General features: G+C 66.5%; 20 protein-coding genes and 1 riboswitch. Of the genes, 6 read left to right on the top strand and 14 right to left on the bottom strand.

Features of this window, described 5'->3' with window-relative positions; all coding sequences use genetic code 11:
* The first annotated feature begins 9 nt into the window (after positions 1-9).
* The 3 genes from OIN59_RS05595 to OIN59_RS05605 all read left to right on the top strand — a co-directional run bounded on the left by OIN59_RS05595 (position 10) and on the right by OIN59_RS05605 (position 4,256).
* Entirely contained in the window at positions 10-186 is a 177-nt protein-coding gene (locus OIN59_RS05595; RefSeq protein ID WP_015012563.1) for a hypothetical protein, read from the top strand.
* A gap of 54 nt (positions 187-240) precedes the next feature.
* Positions 241-364: riboswitch (TPP riboswitch) on the top strand.
* Between the two features lie 149 nt (positions 365-513).
* Positions 514-2,391, top strand: a complete 1,878-nt coding sequence (gene thiC / locus OIN59_RS05600; RefSeq protein ID WP_274108083.1) for a phosphomethylpyrimidine synthase ThiC — start codon at positions 514-516, stop codon at positions 2,389-2,391.
* A gap of 206 nt (positions 2,392-2,597) precedes the next feature.
* Entirely contained in the window at positions 2,598-4,256 is a 1,659-nt protein-coding gene (locus OIN59_RS05605) for a methyl-accepting chemotaxis protein (RefSeq protein ID WP_274107932.1), read from the top strand.
* 66 nt (positions 4,257-4,322) lie between these two features.
* Here the strand turns inward: OIN59_RS05605 and OIN59_RS05610 are convergent, their stop codons facing one another.
* From OIN59_RS05610 to gspG, 10 genes are all read right to left on the bottom strand, one after another.
* On the bottom strand, positions 4,323-5,711 hold the full coding sequence (locus tag OIN59_RS05610) for a GspE/PulE family protein (protein WP_274107934.1): 1,389 nt from the start codon (positions 5,709-5,711) through the stop codon (positions 4,323-4,325).
* Positions 5,712-5,724: 13 nt separating this feature from the next.
* Entirely contained in the window at positions 5,725-8,007 is a 2,283-nt protein-coding gene (gene gspD, locus OIN59_RS05615; protein ID WP_274107936.1) for a type II secretion system secretin GspD, read from the bottom strand.
* 4 nt (positions 8,008-8,011) lie between these two features.
* The gene (gene gspN, locus OIN59_RS05620; protein WP_274107938.1) at positions 8,012-8,824 is read right to left on the bottom strand and encodes a type II secretion system protein N; all 813 of its coding nucleotides are present in this window, start codon (positions 8,822-8,824) and stop codon (positions 8,012-8,014) included.
* Positions 8,825-8,851: 27 nt separating this feature from the next.
* Complete coding sequence (gene gspM, locus OIN59_RS05625) at positions 8,852-9,406, bottom strand: type II secretion system protein GspM (protein WP_274107940.1); 555 nt, start codon at positions 9,404-9,406, stop codon at positions 8,852-8,854.
* Positions 9,403-10,686 (bottom strand): type II secretion system protein GspL, encoded by a 1,284-nt coding sequence (gspL, locus tag OIN59_RS05630; RefSeq protein WP_274107942.1) that lies wholly within the window; start codon positions 10,684-10,686, stop codon positions 9,403-9,405. The genes gspM and gspL overlap by 4 nt, the downstream gene beginning before the upstream one ends.
* 92 nt (positions 10,687-10,778) lie before the next feature.
* Positions 10,779-11,714, bottom strand: a complete 936-nt coding sequence (gspK, locus tag OIN59_RS05635) for a type II secretion system minor pseudopilin GspK (protein WP_407655058.1) — start codon at positions 11,712-11,714, stop codon at positions 10,779-10,781.
* Between the two features lie 74 nt (positions 11,715-11,788).
* Positions 11,789-12,550: a PulJ/GspJ family protein gene (locus OIN59_RS05640; RefSeq protein WP_274107946.1), complete on the bottom strand. Its 762-nt coding sequence runs from the start codon at positions 12,548-12,550 to the stop codon at positions 11,789-11,791.
* A complete protein-coding gene (gene gspI, locus OIN59_RS05645; protein WP_274107948.1) occupies positions 12,550-12,927 on the bottom strand; it encodes a type II secretion system minor pseudopilin GspI in 378 nt (125 codons plus the stop codon). Before gspI ends, OIN59_RS05640 begins: the two co-directional genes overlap by 1 nt.
* On the bottom strand, positions 12,924-13,439 hold the full coding sequence (locus tag OIN59_RS05650; protein ID WP_328517970.1) for a prepilin-type N-terminal cleavage/methylation domain-containing protein: 516 nt from the start codon (positions 13,437-13,439) through the stop codon (positions 12,924-12,926). The genes gspI and OIN59_RS05650 overlap by 4 nt, the downstream gene beginning before the upstream one ends.
* A gap of 28 nt (positions 13,440-13,467) precedes the next feature.
* Complete coding sequence (gene gspG, locus OIN59_RS05655) at positions 13,468-13,908, bottom strand: type II secretion system major pseudopilin GspG (protein ID WP_274108085.1); 441 nt, start codon at positions 13,906-13,908, stop codon at positions 13,468-13,470.
* A 72-nt stretch (positions 13,909-13,980) separates the two neighbouring features.
* Between gspG and OIN59_RS05660 the strand changes: the two genes are divergently transcribed.
* Positions 13,981-14,433, top strand: coding sequence for a type II secretion system protein N (locus tag OIN59_RS05660; protein WP_274107950.1), 453 nt, complete (start codon positions 13,981-13,983; stop codon positions 14,431-14,433).
* Positions 14,434-14,459: 26 nt separating this feature from the next.
* Here OIN59_RS05660 and OIN59_RS05665 read toward each other — a convergent pair whose 3' ends face one another.
* The 3 genes from OIN59_RS05665 to ilvA form a co-directional block, all read right to left on the bottom strand.
* Positions 14,460-15,047 carry a histidine phosphatase family protein gene (locus OIN59_RS05665; protein WP_274107952.1) on the bottom strand — a complete coding sequence of 196 codons (588 nt, stop codon included), beginning with the start codon at positions 15,045-15,047 and terminating at the stop codon, positions 14,460-14,462.
* Positions 15,044-15,850 (bottom strand): adenosylcobinamide-GDP ribazoletransferase, encoded by an 807-nt coding sequence (gene cobS / locus OIN59_RS05670; RefSeq protein ID WP_274107954.1) that lies wholly within the window; start codon positions 15,848-15,850, stop codon positions 15,044-15,046. Before cobS ends, OIN59_RS05665 begins: the two co-directional genes overlap by 4 nt.
* 83 nt (positions 15,851-15,933) lie before the next feature.
* On the bottom strand, positions 15,934-17,493 hold the full coding sequence (gene ilvA, locus OIN59_RS05675; protein WP_274107956.1) for a threonine ammonia-lyase, biosynthetic: 1,560 nt from the start codon (positions 17,491-17,493) through the stop codon (positions 15,934-15,936).
* 366 nt (positions 17,494-17,859) lie between these two features.
* On the opposite strand from ilvA, the gene OIN59_RS05680 reads away from it, so the two are divergent.
* Complete coding sequence (locus tag OIN59_RS05680; protein ID WP_274107958.1) at positions 17,860-18,309, top strand: OsmC family protein; 450 nt, start codon at positions 17,860-17,862, stop codon at positions 18,307-18,309.
* 111 nt (positions 18,310-18,420) lie between these two features.
* Here the strand turns inward: OIN59_RS05680 and coq7 are convergent, their stop codons facing one another.
* Positions 18,421-19,038: a 2-polyprenyl-3-methyl-6-methoxy-1,4-benzoquinone monooxygenase gene (gene coq7 / locus OIN59_RS05685; protein WP_274107960.1), complete on the bottom strand. Its 618-nt coding sequence runs from the start codon at positions 19,036-19,038 to the stop codon at positions 18,421-18,423.
* Between the two features lie 315 nt (positions 19,039-19,353).
* Here coq7 and OIN59_RS05690 point away from each other — a divergent pair, with 315 nt between their 5' ends.
* The gene (locus OIN59_RS05690) at positions 19,354-20,400 is read left to right on the top strand and encodes a porin (RefSeq protein ID WP_274107962.1); all 1,047 of its coding nucleotides are present in this window, start codon (positions 19,354-19,356) and stop codon (positions 20,398-20,400) included.
* The last annotated feature ends 163 nt before the right edge of the window (positions 20,401-20,563 follow it).

Here is a 20,563-nt window from a genome sequence, read left to right on the forward strand (position 1 = left end):
AGGCCCGCCATGTTGATCTTTCGCTGGCTGGCCATGCTGCTGCTTCTGGCGGCTGCCGTGTCGTTTGCGTTTTACGCGGGCACAGGGCAGCCGCGCTACAAGCGCCTGGGGCTTGTCATCCTCAAATGGACGGTGATTGCCGCTGTGTTTTTCTTTGCGGTGATCCTCATCGGCCGCCTGGCCTGATGCATCTGCTGATGCACGGGCTCTGCTGCCCCGTTTTTCCTCTGCCCTATACTCGCGCCTGCTCCGGGGTGTGCTGATGCGCTGAGATGCAAGAGGCTTGAAGAAATTCAAGCCAGCTTGCGAACCCGACGAACTTGATCCGGTTCATACCGGCGGAAGAAGAGCCGACCTCCTTGTCCCCGTGCCCGCACTCCCTGTGGGCACGCCTTGCCTCAGGTGCTGCCATGCGCAGCCACCCGAGGGGCGCACAGGTCCATTCCGGAGCAGAACCCACCGCCCCGGAACCAGGAGACCTGCCCCATGAATGCCCCCGACCCCCACGCCAAGCTGGCCACCCCCGAAAAGTTTGCCGAACTGCTCGCCCGCACGCGCGAGCCCTTCCCCGCATCGCGCAAGGCCTACATCCCCGGCCACTTACACACCGACCTGCGCGTGCCCGTGCGCGACATTGCGCTGACCAACGGCGAGCTGGTCAGCGTGTACGACACCTCCGGCCCCTACACCGACCCGACCGCAGTGATCGATGTGCGCCAGGGCCTGGCCAGTGTGCGCGGGGGCTGGATCACCGGCCGTGGCGATGTGGAGCACTACGAAGGCCGCGCCCCCGTGGCGCTGGACGATGGGCAAAAGAGCGAAGACGCCACCCGCCTCGCCCAGTTGCGTGCGGAGGCCGCCGCGCTGCAGCGCAAGCCCCTGCGTGCCAAGGCCGGTGCCAACGTCACGCAGATGCACTACGCCAAGAAGGGCATCATCACGCCCGAGATGGAATACGTGGCCATCCGCGAAAACGGCAAGCGCGAGTGGATGGAGCAGTACATGGCCGATGCAGGCCGTGAGAAGCGCCTGATGGGCAACCCCATGGGCGCGAGCATCCCGCGCATCATCACGCCCGAATTCGTGCGCGACGAAGTGGCCCGGGGCCGTGCCATCATCCCCGCCAACATCAACCACCCCGAGGTGGAGCCGATGGTGATTGGCCGCAACTTCCTGGTCAAGATCAACGCCAACATCGGCAACTCAGCCGTCACTTCCAGCATTGAAGAAGAAGTGGAAAAGCTGGTGTGGGCGATCCGCTGGGGGGCTGACAACGTGATGGACTTGAGCACCGGCAAGAACATCCACACCACACGCGATTGGATCGTGCGCAACTCGCCGGTGCCGATTGGTACCGTGCCGATCTACCAGGCGCTGGAAAAGGTGGGCGGCATTGCCGAAGACCTGACCTGGGAAATCTTCCGCGACACGCTGATCGAGCAGGCCGAGCAGGGCGTGGACTACTTCACCATCCACGCGGGTGTGCGCCTGGCCTACATCCACCTCACGGCACAACGCCGCACGGGCATTGTTTCGCGCGGGGGCTCCATCATGGCCAAGTGGTGCATGGCGCACCACCGCGAGAGCTTCCTGTACGAGCATTTCGAGGACATCTGCGACATCATGAAGGCGTACGACGTGTCGTTCAGCCTGGGTGACGGCCTGCGGCCCGGCTGCGCATCCGATGCCAACGACGAAGCACAATTTGCCGAGCTGCACACGCTGGGCGAGCTGACCCAGGTGGCGTGGAAGCACGACGTGCAGACCATGATCGAAGGCCCCGGCCATGTGCCCATGCACATGATCCAGGCCAACATGACCGAGCAGCTCAAGACCTGCCACGAAGCGCCGTTCTACACCCTGGGCCCGCTGACCATCGACATCGCCCCCGGCTACGACCACATTGCTTCGGCCATCGGCGCGGCCATGATCGGCTGGATGGGGACGGCCATGCTGTGCTACGTGACGCCCAAGGAGCACCTGGGACTGCCCGACCGCGACGACGTGAAGCAGGGGATCATTGCGTACAAGATCGCCGCCCACGCCGCCGATGTGGCCAAGGGCCACCCCGGCGCTCGCTCGCGCGACGATGCGCTCAGCCAGGCGCGTTTCGACTTCCGCTGGCAGGACCAGTTCAACCTGGGCCTGGACCCCGAAACGGCCAAGGAATACCACGACGAGACCCTGCCCAAGGATTCGGCCAAGGTGGCGCATTTCTGCTCGATGTGCGGCCCCAAGTTCTGCTCGATGAAGATCACCCAGGAAGTGCGCGACTTCGCCGCACAAAAGGGCGTGGCCGAGGCCGAAGCCCTGGCTCAGGGCATGCAGACCAAGGCGGCGGAGTTCCAGAAGGGTGGGGGCGAGTTGTACATCCCGCTCAAGCCCGTCTGATGGGCGCGATTCGGTCCACTGGATAAGAGCGGCTACTGGCCCCGTGGTTTCCCTACAAAAGGGCCACGGGGCCGTGCTTACCCTGTGCGGCGAGGGCAGCGGCTGGGCCTATATTTCCTCCAACGTCCGGCCCAGAAGGTCGGTTGGTGGGTGTGGCACCAAATTTGCTATGCTGGGTAGTCTGTTAAAAAATGTAAGGAAGAGCCATGAATGCTCTCGGCCGCTTCTCCATCCGCACGCGTCTCTATTTCGGAACCGTCTTTTCCCTGATTCTTCTGGTCGTCATCGGTGCCATGGGCTATGTGGCCCTGGACCGAACGCGCGGCACGCTGCAGGAGCTGTTTTCCCAGCGGGTTCAGACGCTGACCGACATGTCCGAGCTGCGCACCACCCTGGGTGACTTGCGCCGGACCGAAAAAGACATCATCATCAACTTCAACAACACGGTCGAGGTTTCTTCCCTGCGCGAGACCTGGGCCAAGACCCTGGCCTCTCTGCGCAAGAGTCTGGCCGATGTGCGCCAAGTGCAGTCGGGCGACGCAGAGTTCGTCGCCTCCATCGACAAGTCCCTGGACGAGATCAAGCAGTACGAAACCGGCATTTCGCCCATCTTCGAGAAGATCGAGGGGGCGCAGCTCGACGGTGCAGGGGGCGGCGCCTACGCTGATCGCCTGAAGGTCCACATGGAGGCCACCGACAAGCTGTTCTCCAGCCTGGCCGCCTCGGCGCGCGCACAGATGGACGAGGCCCGCGCGGGCGTGGAGTCGCGCACCTCCACCATGGCTGCACTGATTGGCGTGGGCCTGGTGCTGGCGCTGGCGGTGCTGATTCCGCTCACGTTCTTCAGCGTGCGCTCCATCACCAAATCCCTCGGACAGGCGCAGGAGCTGGCCGAACGCATTGCCAGTGGCGACCTGTCGCGCGATGTGGCGGCCATGAACCAGGACGAAGTGGGCCAGCTAGTGGGCGCCATGGGCCGCATGCAGGACTCGTTGCGCGACCTGGTGCGCCAGGTGCAGGACGCGGCGGGCAACATCTCCACCGCCAGCTCCGAGATCGCCAGCGGCAACCACGACCTGAGCCACCGTACGGAGCAGACGGCTGCCAACCTGGAAGAAACCGCCTCATCGATGGAGGTGCTGACCAGTACGGTGCAGCAAAGCGCCCAGGCCTCGCGCCAGGCCAGCGACTTTGCCTCGTCGGCCGCCGAAGTGGCTGCACGCGGCGGTGCCGTGGTGTCGCAGGTGGTGACCACCATGGACCAGATCACCACCAGCTCGCGCAAGATTGCCGACATCACGGGGGTGATCGACTCCATCGCGTTCCAGACCAATATCCTGGCGCTCAACGCTGCCGTGGAAGCGGCTCGTGCCGGTGAGCAGGGCCGGGGTTTTGCCGTGGTGGCCAGCGAGGTGCGCAACCTGGCGCAGCGCAGCGCCGAGGCGGCCAAGGAGATCAAGGGTCTGATCGGTTCGTCGGTGGAGCGGGTCGAAGACGGCTCGCGTCTGGTGAGCCAGGCCGGTCAGACCATGACCGAGATCGTGAGCAGCGTGCGCCGCGTGTCCGACATCATTTCGGAGATCACCGCCTCGTCGGCCGAGCAGAGCGACAACATCGGCCAGATCAGCCAGTCGGTCACCCAGCTCGACCAGATGACCCAACAGAACGCGGCGCTGGTGGAAGAGTCCACCGCAGCGTCCGAGTCGCTGCGCGAGCAAGCGCACCAGCTGACCAGTGCGGTGAGCCAGTTCAAGCTGCAGGATGGCGCAACGGCGTCCGCGGCGTTCAGCACCTCTGCACCTGCTGCGCCTGCCGCACCCGCTATGGCCCAGGTGGGGCGCCGACCTGCGCTGCAGATCCGGTAATTTCAGGTGTTTTTGGCTGGTAGCGCTAGCGCTTCATGCGTTAGCAGCTATCAGATATATAGCAGATCAGTCCCGCGTCACCCGCAGCACTTCTTCGCGGCTGGTGATGCCAGCGGCAATCAGGCGCTCGCCATCATCCCGCATCAGTGCCATGCCATCGGCCATGGCGGCGGCGCGGATGTCGGCCTCTGATGCCTGGTTGTGGATCTGCGCCCGGATTGCGTCCGTGGTCACCAGCAACTCAAACACGCCCGTGCGGCCGGTATAGCCGGTCTGGCCGCAGTGCTCGCACCCGCTGCCGTGGCAGTGGCTGCAGAACTTGCGCACCAGGCGCTGGGCCAGCACGCCCAGCAATGACGACGACAGCAGGAACGGCTCAACGCCCATGTCGGTCAGGCGCGTCACGGCGCTGGAGGCGTCGTTGGTGTGCAGCGTGGCCAGCACCAAGTGGCCCGTCAGCGAGGCCTGGATGGCGATCTGCGCGGTTTCGAAGTCGCGGATTTCGCCGATCATGATGATGTCCGGGTCCTGCCGCAGGATGGCGCGCAGGGCCTTGGCAAAGGTCAGTTCGATCTTGCTGTTGACCTGCGTCTGGCCCACGCCCGGCAGCTCGTATTCGATGGGGTCTTCCACCGTCATGATGTTGTTGCGCGTGGCATCGAGCCGACCCAGCGCCGCATACAGCGTGGTGGTTTTGCCCGAGCCCGTGGGCCCGGTCACCAGGATGATGCCGTGCGGCTGGCTGATCAGGCCTTCAAAGCGGCGCAGCGTCTCGCCCTGCATGCCAACGGCTTCCAGGCTCAGCTTGCTTTCGCTCTTGTCCAACAGGCGCAACACGGCGCGCTCGCCATGGGCGCTTGGCAGTGTGGACACACGCACGTCGATGGCGCGTGTGCCCAGGCGCAGGCTGATGCGGCCGTCCTGCGGCAGGCGCTTTTCGCTGATGTCCAGGTCGGCCATGATCTTCAGGCGCGAGATCAGCGCAGCGTGCAGCGCGCGGTTGGGCTGCACCACTTCGCGCAGCGTGCCGTCCACACGAAAGCGCACGCTGCTGTGCCGCTCGTAGGGCTCGATGTGGATGTCGCTCGCGCCGTCGCGTGCGGCCTGCGTGAGCAGGGCGTTGAGCATACGGATGATGGGCGCGTCGCCGGCTGATTCCAGCAAGTCCTCGACGGCCGGCAGCTCCTGCATCATGCGCGAGAGGTCGGCGTCGCTCTCGACCTCGCTCACCACGGTGGCGGCGCTCGATTCGCTGTGCGAATAGGCCGCGCTGATGCGCTGGGCCAGGGCGGGGGCATCGAGCTGCAGCAACTGCTGCACCGGGTGCTTGCGCAGCACTTCGGACAGCGCGCCCGCGTCGGGGCTGGGGCCGTGCCACAGCACCAGTTGGTGGCCGTCGTCCTCCAGCAGCAGCTGGGCGGTGCGGGCAAAGGCGTAGGGCAGGGGGTGGCGCATGCGTGGCGGCCCTTCAGCGTGGCGAGGTCTCTGCGGGCAGCGGGGCCAGCGGCTGCGCAGGCGGGGTGGCTACGCCAGGCTCAGCGCGCTGTGGCAGCGCAGGCAGGATGGGTGCGCCCGACACCGACTTCATCACCACGCTGGGCGCGGGCTGTGTGGTCTGCTGCAATGCGCGGATGGCCTCGTAGCGGTCCATCATCAGGGCGTCGCTGGTGGCGTTGTCACGCACCACAATGGGGCGCAGGAACACCATCAGGTTGGTCTTGTTGCGGGTGCGGTTCTCGCTGCGGAACAGGTTGCCCAGCACCGGGATATCGCCCATCACTGGCACCTTGTCCTGGCCTTGCGAGTAGCTGTCTTCCAGCAGGCCGCCGATCACGATGATGCTGCCGTCGTCCACCACCACGTTCGACTCGATGGAGCGCTTGCTGGTGGTGGGGCCGTTGGCGTTGCTGAGGGTGGAGGAGTCGATCTTGGAGACCTCCTGGTAGATGGCCATCTTCACCGTGCCGTTCTCGCTGATCTGCGGGCGCACCTTGAGCATCAGGCCCACATCCTTGCGCTCCACCGTGGTGAACGGGTTCACCGTGCTGCTGCCCGTGCTGTTGGCGTACGAGCCGGTCACGAACGGCACGTTGTTGCCGATGATGATGCGCGCCTCTTCGTTGTCCAGCGTCATCAGGTTGGGGGTGGAGAGCACGTTGGCGTCGCCGCTGTTCTGCAGAAAGTTGGCCAGCGCGCCCAGGTAATACTGGCCGTTGATGCGCGGCGCCAGCGCCAGGTTCAACCCCTTGCCCAGCGAACTGGCCGCCGATGCGATGGAGGTGGTGGAGCCTGAGGCCAGGGCGGCCGTCACGTTCAGGATGTTGGCGCCCGCCTGGCCGGAGTTGGTGCCGATCACGCCCACGGTGCCATCGCCGTTCTTGCCCAGAATGCCCTGCCACTGAATGCCGAACTCGGCCACCTTGTTGGCAGAGACTTCGACGATCAGGCTCTCGACCAGCACCTGCGCGCGGCGGCCGTCGAGCTTGTCGATCACGTCGCGCAGCTGGCGGTACAGCGGCTCGGGCGCGGTGATGATGAGCGAGTTGGTGGTGGGGTCGGCCTGGATCTGCCCGCCGGTGGAGGGCTGGTTGTTGTTGGTGCTGCTGGTGCCCATGGCGCTGGCGTTGGAGCCCAGGCCGCCGCTGGTGCTGCTGCCGCCGGACGAGCTGCCATTGGTGGACAGCATGCCCCCGGTGCTCAGCCCCGTGCTGGGAGCAGGTGCGCTGGCACCGCCACCGCCACTGGCCGCACCGCCATTGCCGCCGCCCATGGCCGCCATGGCGGCACGCAGGGTGGTGGCCAGCTTGGTGGCATCGGCGTTCTTGAGATACACCACGTGGATGTTGCCGCTGGCGGCGCTGCTGCCGGGTGCGGGGGCTTGGTCCAACTGGGCCACCAGTGCGCGCACCTGGGCCACGCGGGCCGGGTTGGCGGCGCGCAGGATCAGCGAGTTGCTGCGCGGCTCGGCGATCAGGGTGGTCTTGAACGACGTGTCGGCCTGGCCGGGTGCGGCCGCAGCTGCGGCGCCCCCGTTGGCGCTGCCGCCGTCGATCAGACGCGACACCAGCGGTGCCAGGTCGCTGGCAATCGCGTTCTTGAGCGGAATCACCTCCACATCACTGGCGTTGGACACATCCATGGCCGCCACGATGCGCGCCAGGCGCTGCAGGTTGTCGGCATAGTCGGTAATCACCAGCGAGTTGTTGCCGGGGTTCACGTTGATGGTGTTGTTGGGGCTGATGAGCGGGCGCAGCACCGGCACCAGATTGGCCGCATTTTCGAAGTTGAGCTTGAAGATCTGCGTGACGATCTGCCCGCCGCCGGGCGCGCTGCCCGCGTTGCCCTGCACCACGCTCACGCTGCCGCCCTGCAGCTTGGCGTCTGCCTCGGGCACCACCTTGTACAGGCCCGCCGCCTCCACCACCGTGAAGCCCTGCAGCCGCAGCGCGGCCAGGAACTGCTGGAAGGCTGCGGCAGGCGTCACGGCGCGTTCGGTCACCAGGTTGAGTTGGCCTTTCACACGCGGGTCCACCACCACGTTGCGGCCGGTGATGGTGGCCATGGTGCGCGCCACGGCCTCGATCTCGGCATTGGCAAAGTTGAGCGTGACGGGTTCGCTGGGGCGTACGCTGCCGGTGCGGGTGTCCACCGCCGTCTGGGCGCCAATCTGACCACAGACGCAGGTAAGTATTGCGCTGGCTGCTATGGTTTTGAGAGTGAAACGCAGGCGTGGAGCAAACAGGAAAGTCATAGATTCAACCCACGGTGATGATGGAGCGCGCGCCATTGCGCCGTCCGATGATGTTCAGAAGATTGGACAGCGCGGCCTCCCGCTCGGGGGCGGCGCTGGCTTCGCCCGCGAAGCGCAGGCGGTTGCCCACCCACTGGCCGCTGCCGCTCAGTTGCAAGGCCCCGTCGAGCGTGCTGAGGGCGAGCGTGGGCACCTCGCCGCCCTGCAGCACCAGCCGGTAGCTGCCCATGGGGCGCAGCGTGGACAGGCGCGAGGACATGGCCCGCGCATCCATCTGGGCCTGGCCCGACAGCACCATGCGGCCAGCGGCCCATTGCACGGCCAGGTTGCGCGTCTGCAGGGCCAGTTGGCCCTGCGGTTGCAGCGTGTTCCAGGGGGTGCCCAGGCCCGCCAACAGGGCGGCAGGCCACTGGCTCTGGCTGTCGGCCACGGTGACCTGCAGGCCTGCCCAGCGCGCGTGTACCTGGGCTTGCAGGGGCTCGGGGGTGCAGCAACCCGCTTGTACCTGGGCGCGCAGGCCACCCCAGGTAGGGCGCAGCTGCCAGTCCACCCGGCCGGGCAGGGCGGCGCTGTCCTTGCTGGCCTGGCCGCCAGTCAGCACCAGTTGGGCCGAGCCGGTCCATACCGTGCCACGGGGCTGTAGCAACAGCACCTGCCCTTGGGTGGCGCTGGCCACGCCACCCGCCAGCCAGTGCGCGGGCGCAAAGGCCACCACGGCGGGCAGCACGCCGGCCAACGCACCGGCCCATGCCCAGCCCCACGCTGCGCGCGGGGCAGAGCGGGGGGAGGTGCGTGTCGTGCGGAAGTTGCGGGCCACGGTGGGGAATATGTTGTGCAGGGCGGGTCAGCGTGCCGTAGCGGCAGGCAGGGCCAGCACCACGGTGCCGTCCCAGCGGGGCATGGCCACGGGCGGGCTGCCCAGGGTGACGGGTGCGTTGCCGGGGAGCGGGGCTGCGGCTGGTGCCGCGCTGCGGGTCAGTCGCGCTTCCAGCGGCGTGGCGCGGGCGTTGCTGCGGGCCTGGGGCAGCCATTGGGCCAGCGCGTCGGCCGATGCGCCTTTGAGCGTGACCGTGGCGCGGTCGCCCGCCACGTTGAGCTGTGCCGTGTTGCCCAGGCGCTGCGTGAGGGCGGTGCGCAGCGCACCCACGGCATCGCCGGGGCTGGTGGCGGGTGTGGCCTGCAGCTGCTGGGCCTCGGCCTGCAGGCTTTGCATGCGCTGCAGCTGGACGTCGAGTGCGGCGTGCCGCGCGGGCGCGGCGCGCAAGGTGCCGAGTGCGGGGGCGACGGCCACCCACCACAGCAGGGCCAGCGCCACCACCGTGCCGGCGGCCAGCACCAGGTTCTGCTCGCGGGGCGCCAGGGCTTTCCAGCGGTCCTGGAGGGCGGAGGATGGGGTCATGGGCTCACCTCGGTGCGCAGCAACAGGCTGCCATCGTCCACGCGGGCGCGGTACCCGGCGGCTTGCAGGCGGCCAGACACCACAGATTCTTCATCGGGCGCCAGGGTCACGCCGCGCAGGCGCAGCTCGCCGGGCGTGTATTCGATGCTGCTGGGCAGGCGGCCATCGGGCAAGGCCGCACCGGCCGCTGCCAGCAGGGGCTCCAGGTCGCGCGCCGAGACACTGCCGGCAGACTGCCGCAGCTGGGCGAGTTCGCGCTCCATCTGCACCGGCGCATCGACGACCACCTGCACCTTGGGGAAGGTCTGGGTCAGGGTGTTGCGTACGCTGGCCTGCTTGGCGGCCAGCGCCTGCCGTTCTTGCCAGGCCCAGGCATTGAGCCCCACCAGGTGCGCCACCACCAGCACGCCCGCGCCCCAGCGGGCTGCACGCCACTGCGGGGCATACAGCGCCGCGCTCAGCGCGCTGCCCACTTTGCGCAGCGCGCGGGTGCTGCTGGTGCTGGACAGGTCGAACTGCGCCAGGTCCCAGTCGCCGCGGGCGGCATCGAGCGCGCGCTGGCTGGTGGTGTGCAGGGCAATACGCTGGCCTTGCTGGCCCAGGGTGCGTTCGGCCAACGCGGCCACAGCGGGTTCGGCGCGGATTGTGAGGGCCTGGTCGTCGTTGTCGGTAGCCGACAAGCCCGCGCGGGCCAGGGTCAGGGCCATGGGGGTCAGCGGCAGCACGGCCACGCCGTGGTCGGCACCGTGGCCGGTGAGCACCACATAGGCATCTTCGGGGGCGCCGAGTGCGCACAGCTCGGGCTGGTCGCTGGCCGTGGGGCCGGGCGCAAATTCGGGCACCACGCGAGCCACGCGGCGGCCGGCGGCTTCGAGGGCTTGCAGGTGTTCGCGCAGCCAGGCGCGGTCGCACACGGCCACCCATACTGGCTCGCCACTCTGCGCGCGGCTTTGTGCGCCGGGTTGCAGCGCAAAGTGCAGCTGGCTTGCATCGTCCAGCACGCGGTCTTCCAGCAGGCCTTCAAGCACCGAGCGCAGCCGGGGCGTTTGCTGGCTGGCGCCCAGCGGCACACCGGCCGGAATGGACACGCGCTGCCACGACAGGGCCCGTGCAGGCACCACGGCCACCACCTCGCCGCCGGGGCGGGTGGGCTCGGGCAGCAAGGCTGCGGGGGCGGTGGCGTGCTGGAGGGCGGAATGGCCGTCTGCCGTGAGCGTGTAGGCGTACTCGGAGGCGGGTCCGGGGCGGGCCGGCGGCAGGAAAAGGATCAGGGTGCTCATGGACGGGTTTTGCGGGCCATTTTAGGGGGCGGGCGTGACGCAGCGGTGGGATGGGGTGGCGCGGTGCATGGCCTGAGAACACAAATGCGTTTTCAACGCTGCGCTCCGGGCAGGAGTTGCGTGGTTTCCCGGTCGAAGGCGCCGCGCTCGCGCCACAGTGTGGTCACGTCGATGCCCTGTTTGCGCACCAGGGAGCGCTCGTCCACCATCGCATCGCCCAGCCGCAGGCGGCCCCGTACTTCAAAGTACGACGAGGCCACGGCGTGGGCACTTTCGTTGATGTCGATGCTGGCGCCCACCAGGTCGCGCACATCGCTGAGGGTGCGGAAATGCCGTGCCTCGCGGGTCTGTACGATCTTCTGGGCCGTGGCGCTGTCCAGCCCGTCGATGACGGCCATCAACACATTGATGTCGGCTGTGTTCAGGTTGACGGGCGTGCGCACGGGCAGCAGCGTCACGTGGGGCGCGAGGGCCGTTACCGTGGCGGGCGTCAGGCCCAGCCACCCCAGCTGGGTCACGCTGGGCGGCAGCAGGGGGGAGGAGCCGCTGTCAGTGCCTGCGCCCGCCTGCGCCCGGCGCAGGCCGCCGATCAGGGTACTCAGCTGCTGTCCGGGCAGCCCCAGGCGCTCGAACAACCGGGTGAACTGCCGCAGCGCCACGGCTTGCACCTGCCCGCCTTCTGCGAGGTTGGTGATGTTCAGGCGGCCCTGCAGGTCGGTGATCTGGCCCGACAAAAACGCCTCGGTGGTGTCGGTGCTGGCGTCATCCACCTGTGTCACGTTCTTGTCGGCCGCGAGAAAGGTGGACAGGCGCGCCTCCTGCAGGGGGATGGCCCAGGGCTCGGCCAGGTGGTCGGCGCCGCCCGAGCGCCCGTCTTCGCGCAAGATCAACCGCGACCAGTCGAGCGCGCCGATCAATATCCAGGTGGACTGCACGTGGCCGCGCTCGGCCGTCTCGACCTCCACCGCCCGCCATTGCTGCCACATGGCTGCGGCAGCAAACGTCGCCACCAGGGTGACCGTGAGCATGGCGGCGAGCAATGCGGCGCCGCGTGCCCTGCGCCTGTGCAACTGGCGCCGCAACTGCGAGTGCAGGGGCGGCCTCATGTCCTGCCCCCGCCCAGCACCGGGTTCACCCAGTCGCGCGTCAACTGGCCTGCCAGCGCCTGGCCCGGGGGCAGGGTGATCTGCAGGCGGATGCCATCCGGGACGGCGGACGTGCTGTCGCCCGACGGGGTGCCCGTGCTCGACTGCGGGTTGGACCAGGCGCCGCCCCGGTAGTAAAAGATCTGCCAGCTGTCCAGGGACAGCAGCGTGACCTCATAGCGCCGCTCGGCATCGCCCGGCGTGCGCGCCCACTGGGCGGCCTGCTGCCAGGCCTGCTGCCAGTCGGCGCGGGTACGCACTGGTGGCGACTGCCAGCGCAGCCACTGGCCCACGCCCTGGTTGTTGTTGCGGCGGGTCCAGGCCACCACCAGCGCCCCCTCGTCGGGCACGGCACTGCTGCGGCGCGTGAGGCGCAGCACTTGGCCGTCCCAGTCCAGTGGCGTGGTGTTGGTAACGGGCATCAGTGCGTCCAGGTCCGTGCCCCACTGGCCCAGCGCGGCCTGCAGCACCAGCATCTCGTCTGCCCGTTGGCGCGTGGCCTCCTGCGCCCGCACCATGCCATCGAGCCCGCGCCAGCTCAGGATGGCGATCAAAGCCATCACGCTGATGGCGACCAGCAACTCGATGAGCGTGAAGCCGCGCGGGACCTTCAAAACTGGCGCGACGCGAGGCCAGCGCACCCGTGGAACTGGCTCTGCCAGGCCACCGGGTGCGTCCCCCTCACGGGGGGAAGGCGCGAAGCGACTCAGGGGGGGCATCAATACCTTCCAATGATGGTGGAGATGCGCAAGATGGAGTTGTCTCCATCCAGCACCTGCGCATCGATGCGCCGAAAACTCGGGTTGGGCGTGGGCCGCACGATGGTCACCACCTGCAGCTGGCGCCCCGCCTGCTCACAGGTCAGGCTGCTGTCGCCCACGCTGGGCATCTGGCGCGAGAGCCGGGCCTTGATCAGCTCGTTCTCGGCACACAGTTGTGCCAGCACGATGTCGGACTGCCGCAGCGCATTGCGCGTGAGCGCGGTGGTGGCCTGCAGCCCTGCCATGAGGGCAATGGCCACGATGGCCAGCGCCACGAGCACTTCCACCAGCGTGAAGCCACGATGGCCGATGTTGTGGGGGCGATAGCTCCTCACTGCACCGCGTCCACGGAAAACGGGCGCACGCCGTCGGTGGCAATGCGCAGGGTGCGGTCGGGAGAGGACTGGTGGGTGATCAGCACCTGCTGCGGGCCGATCAGGGGCTCGGGGCCCAGTTGCAGCACCGCCGGCCCGCGCACCACGGTGCCGGGGTCCAGCCACTGGCTGGGCAAGGCGGCCTGCGCACTTTGTGGCAGCCCCTCAAAACGGAAACCGTGCGGCAGCGCGCGCCAGCGCACAGGGATGCCCCCGGCGCGCGACTGGGCGCGCGCGGATTCGAGCAACGCGGCCAGCCGTGCGGCCTCCCGCTCCAGCTGCGTCTGCCCGCCATCGCGCATCGCCAGCCCCACGCCCGCCGTCGCCAGCGCCATGATGCTGATGACCACCAGCAGCTCCAAAAGAGTGAAGCCCCCCTGAGCCGCTGCGCGGCTTCCCCTGAGGGGGACGACGCCGGTGGCCTGGCAAAGCCGGTTCCACGGCGTCCCTCGCTTGGCGCGTGCCAGTTTCATGGGGCTGGGGCACCTTCGCAATGAGCAGTCACTGCCAACTGCCAATATCGGCGTCCTTGCCTTCACCGCCCGATTGGCCATCGGCACCGAACGACATCACGTCGATCTCGCCCTTGATGCCGGGGTTGAGGTATTGGTAAGGGCGGCCCCAGGGGTCGTTGGGCAGCTTTTCCAGGTACAGCTTCCAGTTGCCCGGCACGGGCCCGGAGGTGGGCTTGATGATCAGCGATTGCAGGCCCTGCTCGGCCGTGGGGTAGCGCTGGTTGTCCAGGCGATAGAGCTTGAGCGCCTGCATGATGTTGGTGATGTCGGTGCGGGCTGCGGTCACGCGGGCGTCGTCGGCACGCTCTAGCACGTTGGGTACGATCAGCGCGGCCAGCACGCCGATGATCACCAGAACCACCATCAGTTCGATGAGGGTGAAACCACGGGCCACGGTCTTGGCAACGCGGCGGGGGGCGGAGCGCACGAGGAGGGAGAAAGAAGTGTTCACTGCTGGCGGTCTCTCGGATGGTCGAATCGCGTGAATCATAATCGCCGCATGGTGACCAATACGTACAGCAAATGGGGCGTCCGCCTGGGGACTCTGGTGCTTTGGGCAGCAGCCGGTGTCAGTGTGGCCTATTGGGGGCTGCGCCTGTCGTCGCCCTCGGCGGTTTCTGCCGCCCCGGCCGTGGCACCGGCCCCCGTGGCCATGGATGCGCAGGCTTTGGCGCGTTTGTTGGGGGCGGCGCCTGCAGCCTCTGGCGCTGCTGCGGCGCCGGTGGCCTCGGCTGCGAGCCGCTTCACGCTGATCGGGGTGCTGTCGGGGCGCAGCAGCGGGGGCGGGGCGGCGTTGATTGCCGTCGCCGGCAAACCGGCCAAGCCGTTCCGTGTGGGGGCTGCGGTGGATGAGGGGCTGGTGCTGCAGGCCCTGGGCCCCCGGCAGGCGCAACTGGGGGCCAGCATGGGCGGGCCCGCCACGGTGACGCTGGACATGCCGCTCAAGAACTAAGCAATTGTGGCCTGCGGCCTGTGGCCTCAGGCCAGTTCCCTGATTTCCCACTCCCCCCAGCCAGGTGCCGCCACGGGCCAGTCCTCCGGGCGGGGCAGAGCGTTGTCTCCACGCAGCTGCAGCCAGGCCACGCAGCGCGCCACCCCGGCGTGGGTGATCCACACCACGTCCTTCACGCCATGCTCGGTGCGCCATCCCTGGGTGGTCTGCAGGGCTGCCGCTACGCGGTGCAGCATGTGGACCAGGCTTTCGCCCCCGCCGGGTGCATGGGTGGCGAACGCGGCCACCCAGGTGTCGATGTCGCTTTTGCCGATGGCGTCCCAGGTTTGCCCTTCCCAGCGGCCAAAGTCCATTTCGCGCAGGCGCGCGTCTGGGGTAGATGCCAAATCTGGCCTGAGCGCTTGTAATTCAAGCGCTAGCAGCTCACATCTTTGTAGCGTGGAGTGCGTCACCCGCGCTCTGGAGGGCAGCGCCGTTGCCAGGCGCTCCGCCGCAGCGCGGGTGGCCTGTGCGTCCGCCGGTACGTCCAGCACGCCGTAGCAGGTGCCTGGGGCGACGAGCGGGGCCGCATGGCGCACCAGCCACAGGCGGGTGGGGGTGGGGTGGGGCGTCATAGCCAGCGCAGTGCGATGGCCGCGCCCAGGTAGAACCCGATCTCGCTTACCTGCTGCGTGGCGCCCAAGCAGTCCCCCGTGAAACCCTGCAACCGGCGGGCAAACCAGCGCGCCATCCAGGCCGCACAGAGTCCACTGAGGGTGATGGATGCTATTAAAAAGAGAGCTGGTTGAGTATATCCGACCAGCGCTAGGGGCGGAAAACACCAAAAAACCGCCGCGACCAGGGCGGTGCCTGAAATCTGGTCGGCCAGCGGTTTGCTTTTGGATCGCGCCGTATCGCCCACATGCGGCAGGCTGCGCACGATGAGCAGGGGCCAAAAGCGCGACAGCACATGCGCGCCGACCAGGGCGGCGAGCGCCACCGGCAGGCTGTGCGTACCCAGCAGCGCCAGCAGGCTGAGCTTGGCCAGCAGCGCCAGCACCAGCGCCATGGCCCCGAAGGCGCCGATGCGCGAGTCCTTCATGATGTCCAGCGCGCGTTCGCGGTCGTAGCTGCCGCCCAGGCCGTCGGCGACGTCGGCCAGGCCGTCTTCATGAAACCCCCCGGTCATCAGCACCGTGGCGACGGTGCAGAACACGGCGGCCACGGCCGGGGCCAGCGGGTTGGGCGCCAGGGCCCAGTGCAGTGCGGCGTACACGGCGGTGGCCAGCAGCGCCGCCAGCCAGCCAATGCCCGGAAAGTGCGCTGCGCTGGCCCGCAGCATGGCGGGGCTGTACCCCACCCAGTCTGCCAGCCGCCCGGTGACGGGAATGCGGGTGAAGAACTGCACGGCCAGCAGGTAGTGGCGCAGGGCTTGCATGGGCGGGCTGTAGCTGTGTCAGATTTGATAGCTACCAGCGCTTGATGGATAAGCGCTAGAGGCCAATTTAATCCACATTCTGGTTACTTGGACCGCAGGAACAGCCGGTAGGCCGGGTTCAGCGTTTCTTCCACATACGGATAGCCCAGCGTGGCCAGGAAGGCGTCGAACGTGGCAGCGTCTTCGGGCGGCACCTGTATGCCCACGAGGATGCGGCCATAGTCCGCGCCTTGGTTGCGGTAGTGGAACAGGCTGATGTTCCAGGTCGGCTGCATCAGGCTCAAAAACTTGAGCAGCGCGCCTGGCCGTTCGGGAAAAGTAAAACGCATCAACCGCTCGTCCTGCGCCAGGGCCGAGTGCCCGCCCACCAGGTGGCGCAGGTGCTCTTTGGCCAGCTCGTCGTGGGTCAGGTCCAGCGCCTCGAAGCCGTGGCGGCCGAAGTTCTTGGCGATTTTTTCTGATTCGCCCTTGCCTTGCGTGGTCAGTCCCACAAACACGTGGGCCCGTGCCGCGTCGCTGATGCGGTAGTTGAACTCGGTCACGTTGCGCGGGCCGCCAGGCAGGCCACCCACCACTTCACAAAAGCGGCGGAAGCTGCCGCGCTCTTCGGGGATGGTGACGGCCAGCAGCGCCTCGCGCTCCTCGCCCACCTCGGCGCGCTCGGCCACGAAGCGCAGGCGGTCGAAATTCATGTTGGCGCCGCAGAGGATGGCTGCGTAGGTCTCGCCCTTGGTCTTCTTTTCAGCAACGTACTGCTTGATGGCGGCCACGGCCAGGGCACCGGCAGGTTCGACGATGCTGCGCGTGTCCACAAAGATGTCCTTGATGGCGGCGCAGACGGCGTCGGTATCGACGGTGATGTAGTCATCGACCAGGCCTTGCGCCACGCGGAAGGTTTCCTCCCCCACCAGTTTCACCGCCGTGCCGTCGGAGAACAGGCCCACATCGGCCAGCGTCACGCGCTCGTGGGCCTGCACCGACTGGATCATCGCGTCCGAGTCGTTCATTTGCACGCCGATCACCTTGATCTCGGGCCGCACGGCCTTGATGTAGTTGGCCACGCCCGAGATGAGCCCACCGCCGCCAATGGCCACAAACACGGCATCGAGCTGGTTGCTGCCCAGACTTTGCAGCTGGCGCAGGATCTCCATGGCAATGGTGCCCTGGCCGGCAATCACGTCCGGGTCGTCGAACGGGTGCACAAAGGTCAGGCCCTGTTCCTTCTCCAACTTGACCGAGTGACCGTAGGCGTCGGAATAGCTGTCGCCAAACAGCACCACTTCACCGCCGAGCGTCTTCACCGCGTCGATCTTGAGTTGCGGCGTGGTGGTGGGCATGACGATGACGGCGCGCGTTCCCAGCTTGTGGGCGCTCATGGCCACGCCCTGGGCGTGGTTGCCGGCTGAGGCGCAGATCACGCCGCGCGCCAACTGCTCGGGCGTGAGGTGCGCCATCTTGTTGTAGGCACCACGCAGCTTGAAGCTGAACACGGGTTGCTGGTCCTCGCGCTTCAAGAGCACTTTGTTGTGCAGGCGGCGGCTGAGGTTCTTGGCGGGCTCCAGCGTCGACTCCACCGCCACGTCGTACACGCGGGCGGTCAGGATTTTTTTGAGGTAGTCGGCGGGGGTGAGGTGCTGGGTCATGGCAGGTGCTGGAGGGAGAGCCCCCATTGGCACAGGGCGGGCGGGGGCCCACATCATAGGGCGTCGTCCTTGGCAGGCCCGCTGCCCCAGAAGGCACCCGGTACGGAGCGCGACGACCGGGCAAAAAAAAGCCCCGGGCCGTGAGGCCTGGGGCTAATCCATCCTTTGAGGAGATGGAGGAGACAATCGGTGCGAGGCAAGTGCCGGAGACCGGGCTTCTTGCCGCCTGCCCTTTCTGTTCAAAAGCGGCAGCGCATGGGCGAAGTTTAGCGCGAGTTTTGCTGCGATGCAGCAAAATCCGCATCAAATTCTTTTCGCTGCGGTTTTCCGTGCGAAAAAACCACGTGTCACACAGGAGAAACACAAATGGAATGCACAGTCAGTTGGACCGGCGGGGCGGGAACCCGCTCTGGCATGGGTTTTGTCGCTGAAACCGGCAGCGGCCATGTTTTGACCATGGATGGTGCGCCCGATGCCGCCAACCCGGCCAACGGCGGCCAGAACCTGGCGCCCCGGCCCATGGAGACCGTGTTGGCGGGCACGGGGGGCTGCACGGCCTACGATGTGGTGCTCATCCTCAAACGGGGCCGCCACGATGTGCGTGGCTGCAGCGTCAAACTGACCACCGAACGCGCCCAGACAGATCCCAAGGTGTTCACGAAGATCCACATGCACTTCACCGTCACGGGCAAGGGCATCCCGGCTGCCGCCGTGGAGCGTGCCATCGCCATGAGCCACGACAAATATTGTTCGGCCAGCATCATGCTGGGCAAGACCGCCGAAATCACCACGGGCTTCGAGGTGCTGGAGGCCTGATAGGGTGGTGCGCCGCCGGACTGACTGCTGAACCGGGCTGAGGTTGCTGCGCGTGTGGAGTGTCCCGTGTGTTTGTGGTGCACCTGCCGCCTGCGTTGCCCGGTTCAGTGTTCAAAGATAGTGCGCCGTGGTGGTCATCACCTTGGCAGCGCCTTTCATGGCAAGACGCACCGGGGTGGGTAACTCCATCGCACCGGCGGCGCGTGCCTGGTCTGCGTGCCGTTCTTCATCTTGCTTCATCCGGGCCACCACGGCCCGCGATGCCTGATCCTGCTCGGGAAGCCTTTCGAGGTGGCTTTGCAGGTGTGCAGCCACCTGGGTTTCCGTCTCCACCACAAACCCCAGGTTGGCCCGGTCGCTGACCTTGGCGGCCACCAGCCCGAGCGCAAAGGCCCCTGCGAACCACAGCGGGTTGAGCAGGCTAGGGCGTGCGCCCAGTGCGTCCAGGCGCTGCTGCGTCCACGCCAAATGATCGGTTTCTTCGCGCGCCGCAGCCTGCAGATGGCTCCGCAGGGCTGGGTCGCGAGTGACTGCCGCCTGCGCGCTGTAAAGCGCCTGGGCGCACACTTCACCGACATGGTTCACCCGCATCAGCGCCCCTGCCAGCTTTTTCTGCGCAGGGTCGAGCGAGGCCTCGGGCATGCCCTGCGCAGGCGTCTGTTCTGAGGCGTGGGGTTGGGCAAACAGTGTGCGCAGTGCGTTGTCTGCCGCAGTAAAAAAAGCGTCCATGGAAAGCTCTCGGATGGCAATGGCGTCGAAACACAAATTGCACCTGGATACAAAAAACCGCAAGGCAAGGCACAGGAGTTGCATGCGCCAATCGTGATTTTGCCTGTGCGCACTGAAATGTTGCAACACTGCAACGAATTTCCCCTTTCGGGGCGATTGTGGGTGAATTCCTTTGCGAAACCGGGCCGGGTCTGGTGCAATAAGAGCAACTTCCCCACCAGGAGGTTGGCCCGGGAAACCGGCGGGACTGTGCAGGTGTTTTCACCATAGACCCCCCGTACCGGAGCCCGATGTTTAACCTTGGAGTAACTCGCAATGAAAAAATCCCTGATTGCCCTGGCTGTGCTGGCTGCTTCCGGCGCTGCAATGGCTCAATCTTCCGTGACCCTGTTTGGCGTGGTTGACGCAACCTACGCTTACGGTTCCGGCAGCGTCGCTAACAAGTCGCAACTGACGAACTCCGGCTACAATAGCAGCCGTCTGGGTTTCCGCGGCGTTGAAGACCTGGGTGGCGGCCTGTCCGCTTCGTTCTGGCTCGAAGCTGGCGTGAACAACGACAACGGCACCGGCGGCGTTACCAACACCAACAACCAAGCAGCTACCAGCACTGGCGGCGGCCTGACTTTCAACCGTCGTTCGACGGTTAGCCTGAACGGCGGCTTCGGTGAAGTGCGTCTGGGCCGTGACTACACTCCCCAATTCTGGAACCTGACCGTGTTCGATCCGTTCGGCACGAACGGCGTGGGCACCACCCAAACCCTGAACTCCAGCCTGGGTGGCCCTACCACCATCCGCGCTTCCAACGCCATCGGCTACTTCCTGCCTGGCAACCTGGGCGGCTTCTACGGCCAAGCTCAGTACTACATGGGTGAAAACCTGAGCAACGCTGCCAACAAGAAGGACGGCAACGGCCTGGCACTGCGCGCTGGTTACGCTAACGGCCCCATCAACGCCGCTATCGCATTCTCCGAAACCAAGTTCCTGACGGGCAACATCAAGGCTGTGAACCTGGGCGGTCAATACGACCTGGGCGTGGCCAAGATCATGGCTCACTACAACCAAGACAAGATCAGCGGCGGCAACGACGGCAAGGGCTTCCTGATCGGTGGTCTGGTTCCCGTGGGTGCTGGCGAAGTTCGTCTGTCCTACTCCACCTACAAGGTTGACACCGTTGGTGCTGATCCCCGTTCCAACAAGCTGGCTCTGGGCTACGTGCACAACCTGTCCAAGCGCACGGCTCTGTACGCAACGTACGCTCACCTGACCAACAAGAACGGCGCTGCACAAGCTCTGAACGGTGCTGTGACTGGTGTGAACAGCAACTCCAACGGCTACGACTTCGGTATCCGTCACAGCTTCTAATATCGTCGGCTGGCTTTGGCCAGTTGTTGATACACAAGCTTAAAAGCCGCCTTCGGGCGGCTTTTTCGTTTTTGGGTATTCATTTCAGAGGTTATTTGCTGCACTTGGGGTGGTACTTTTACTGGTGCGCCTGTGTTGATTCAAGCTGGAGTGCGCGTGGAGC

The sequence above is a fragment of the Acidovorax benzenivorans genome, assembly GCF_028680575.1.
In the GTDB taxonomy this organism is placed as follows: domain Bacteria; phylum Pseudomonadota; class Gammaproteobacteria; order Burkholderiales; family Burkholderiaceae_C; genus Acidovorax; species Acidovorax benzenivorans.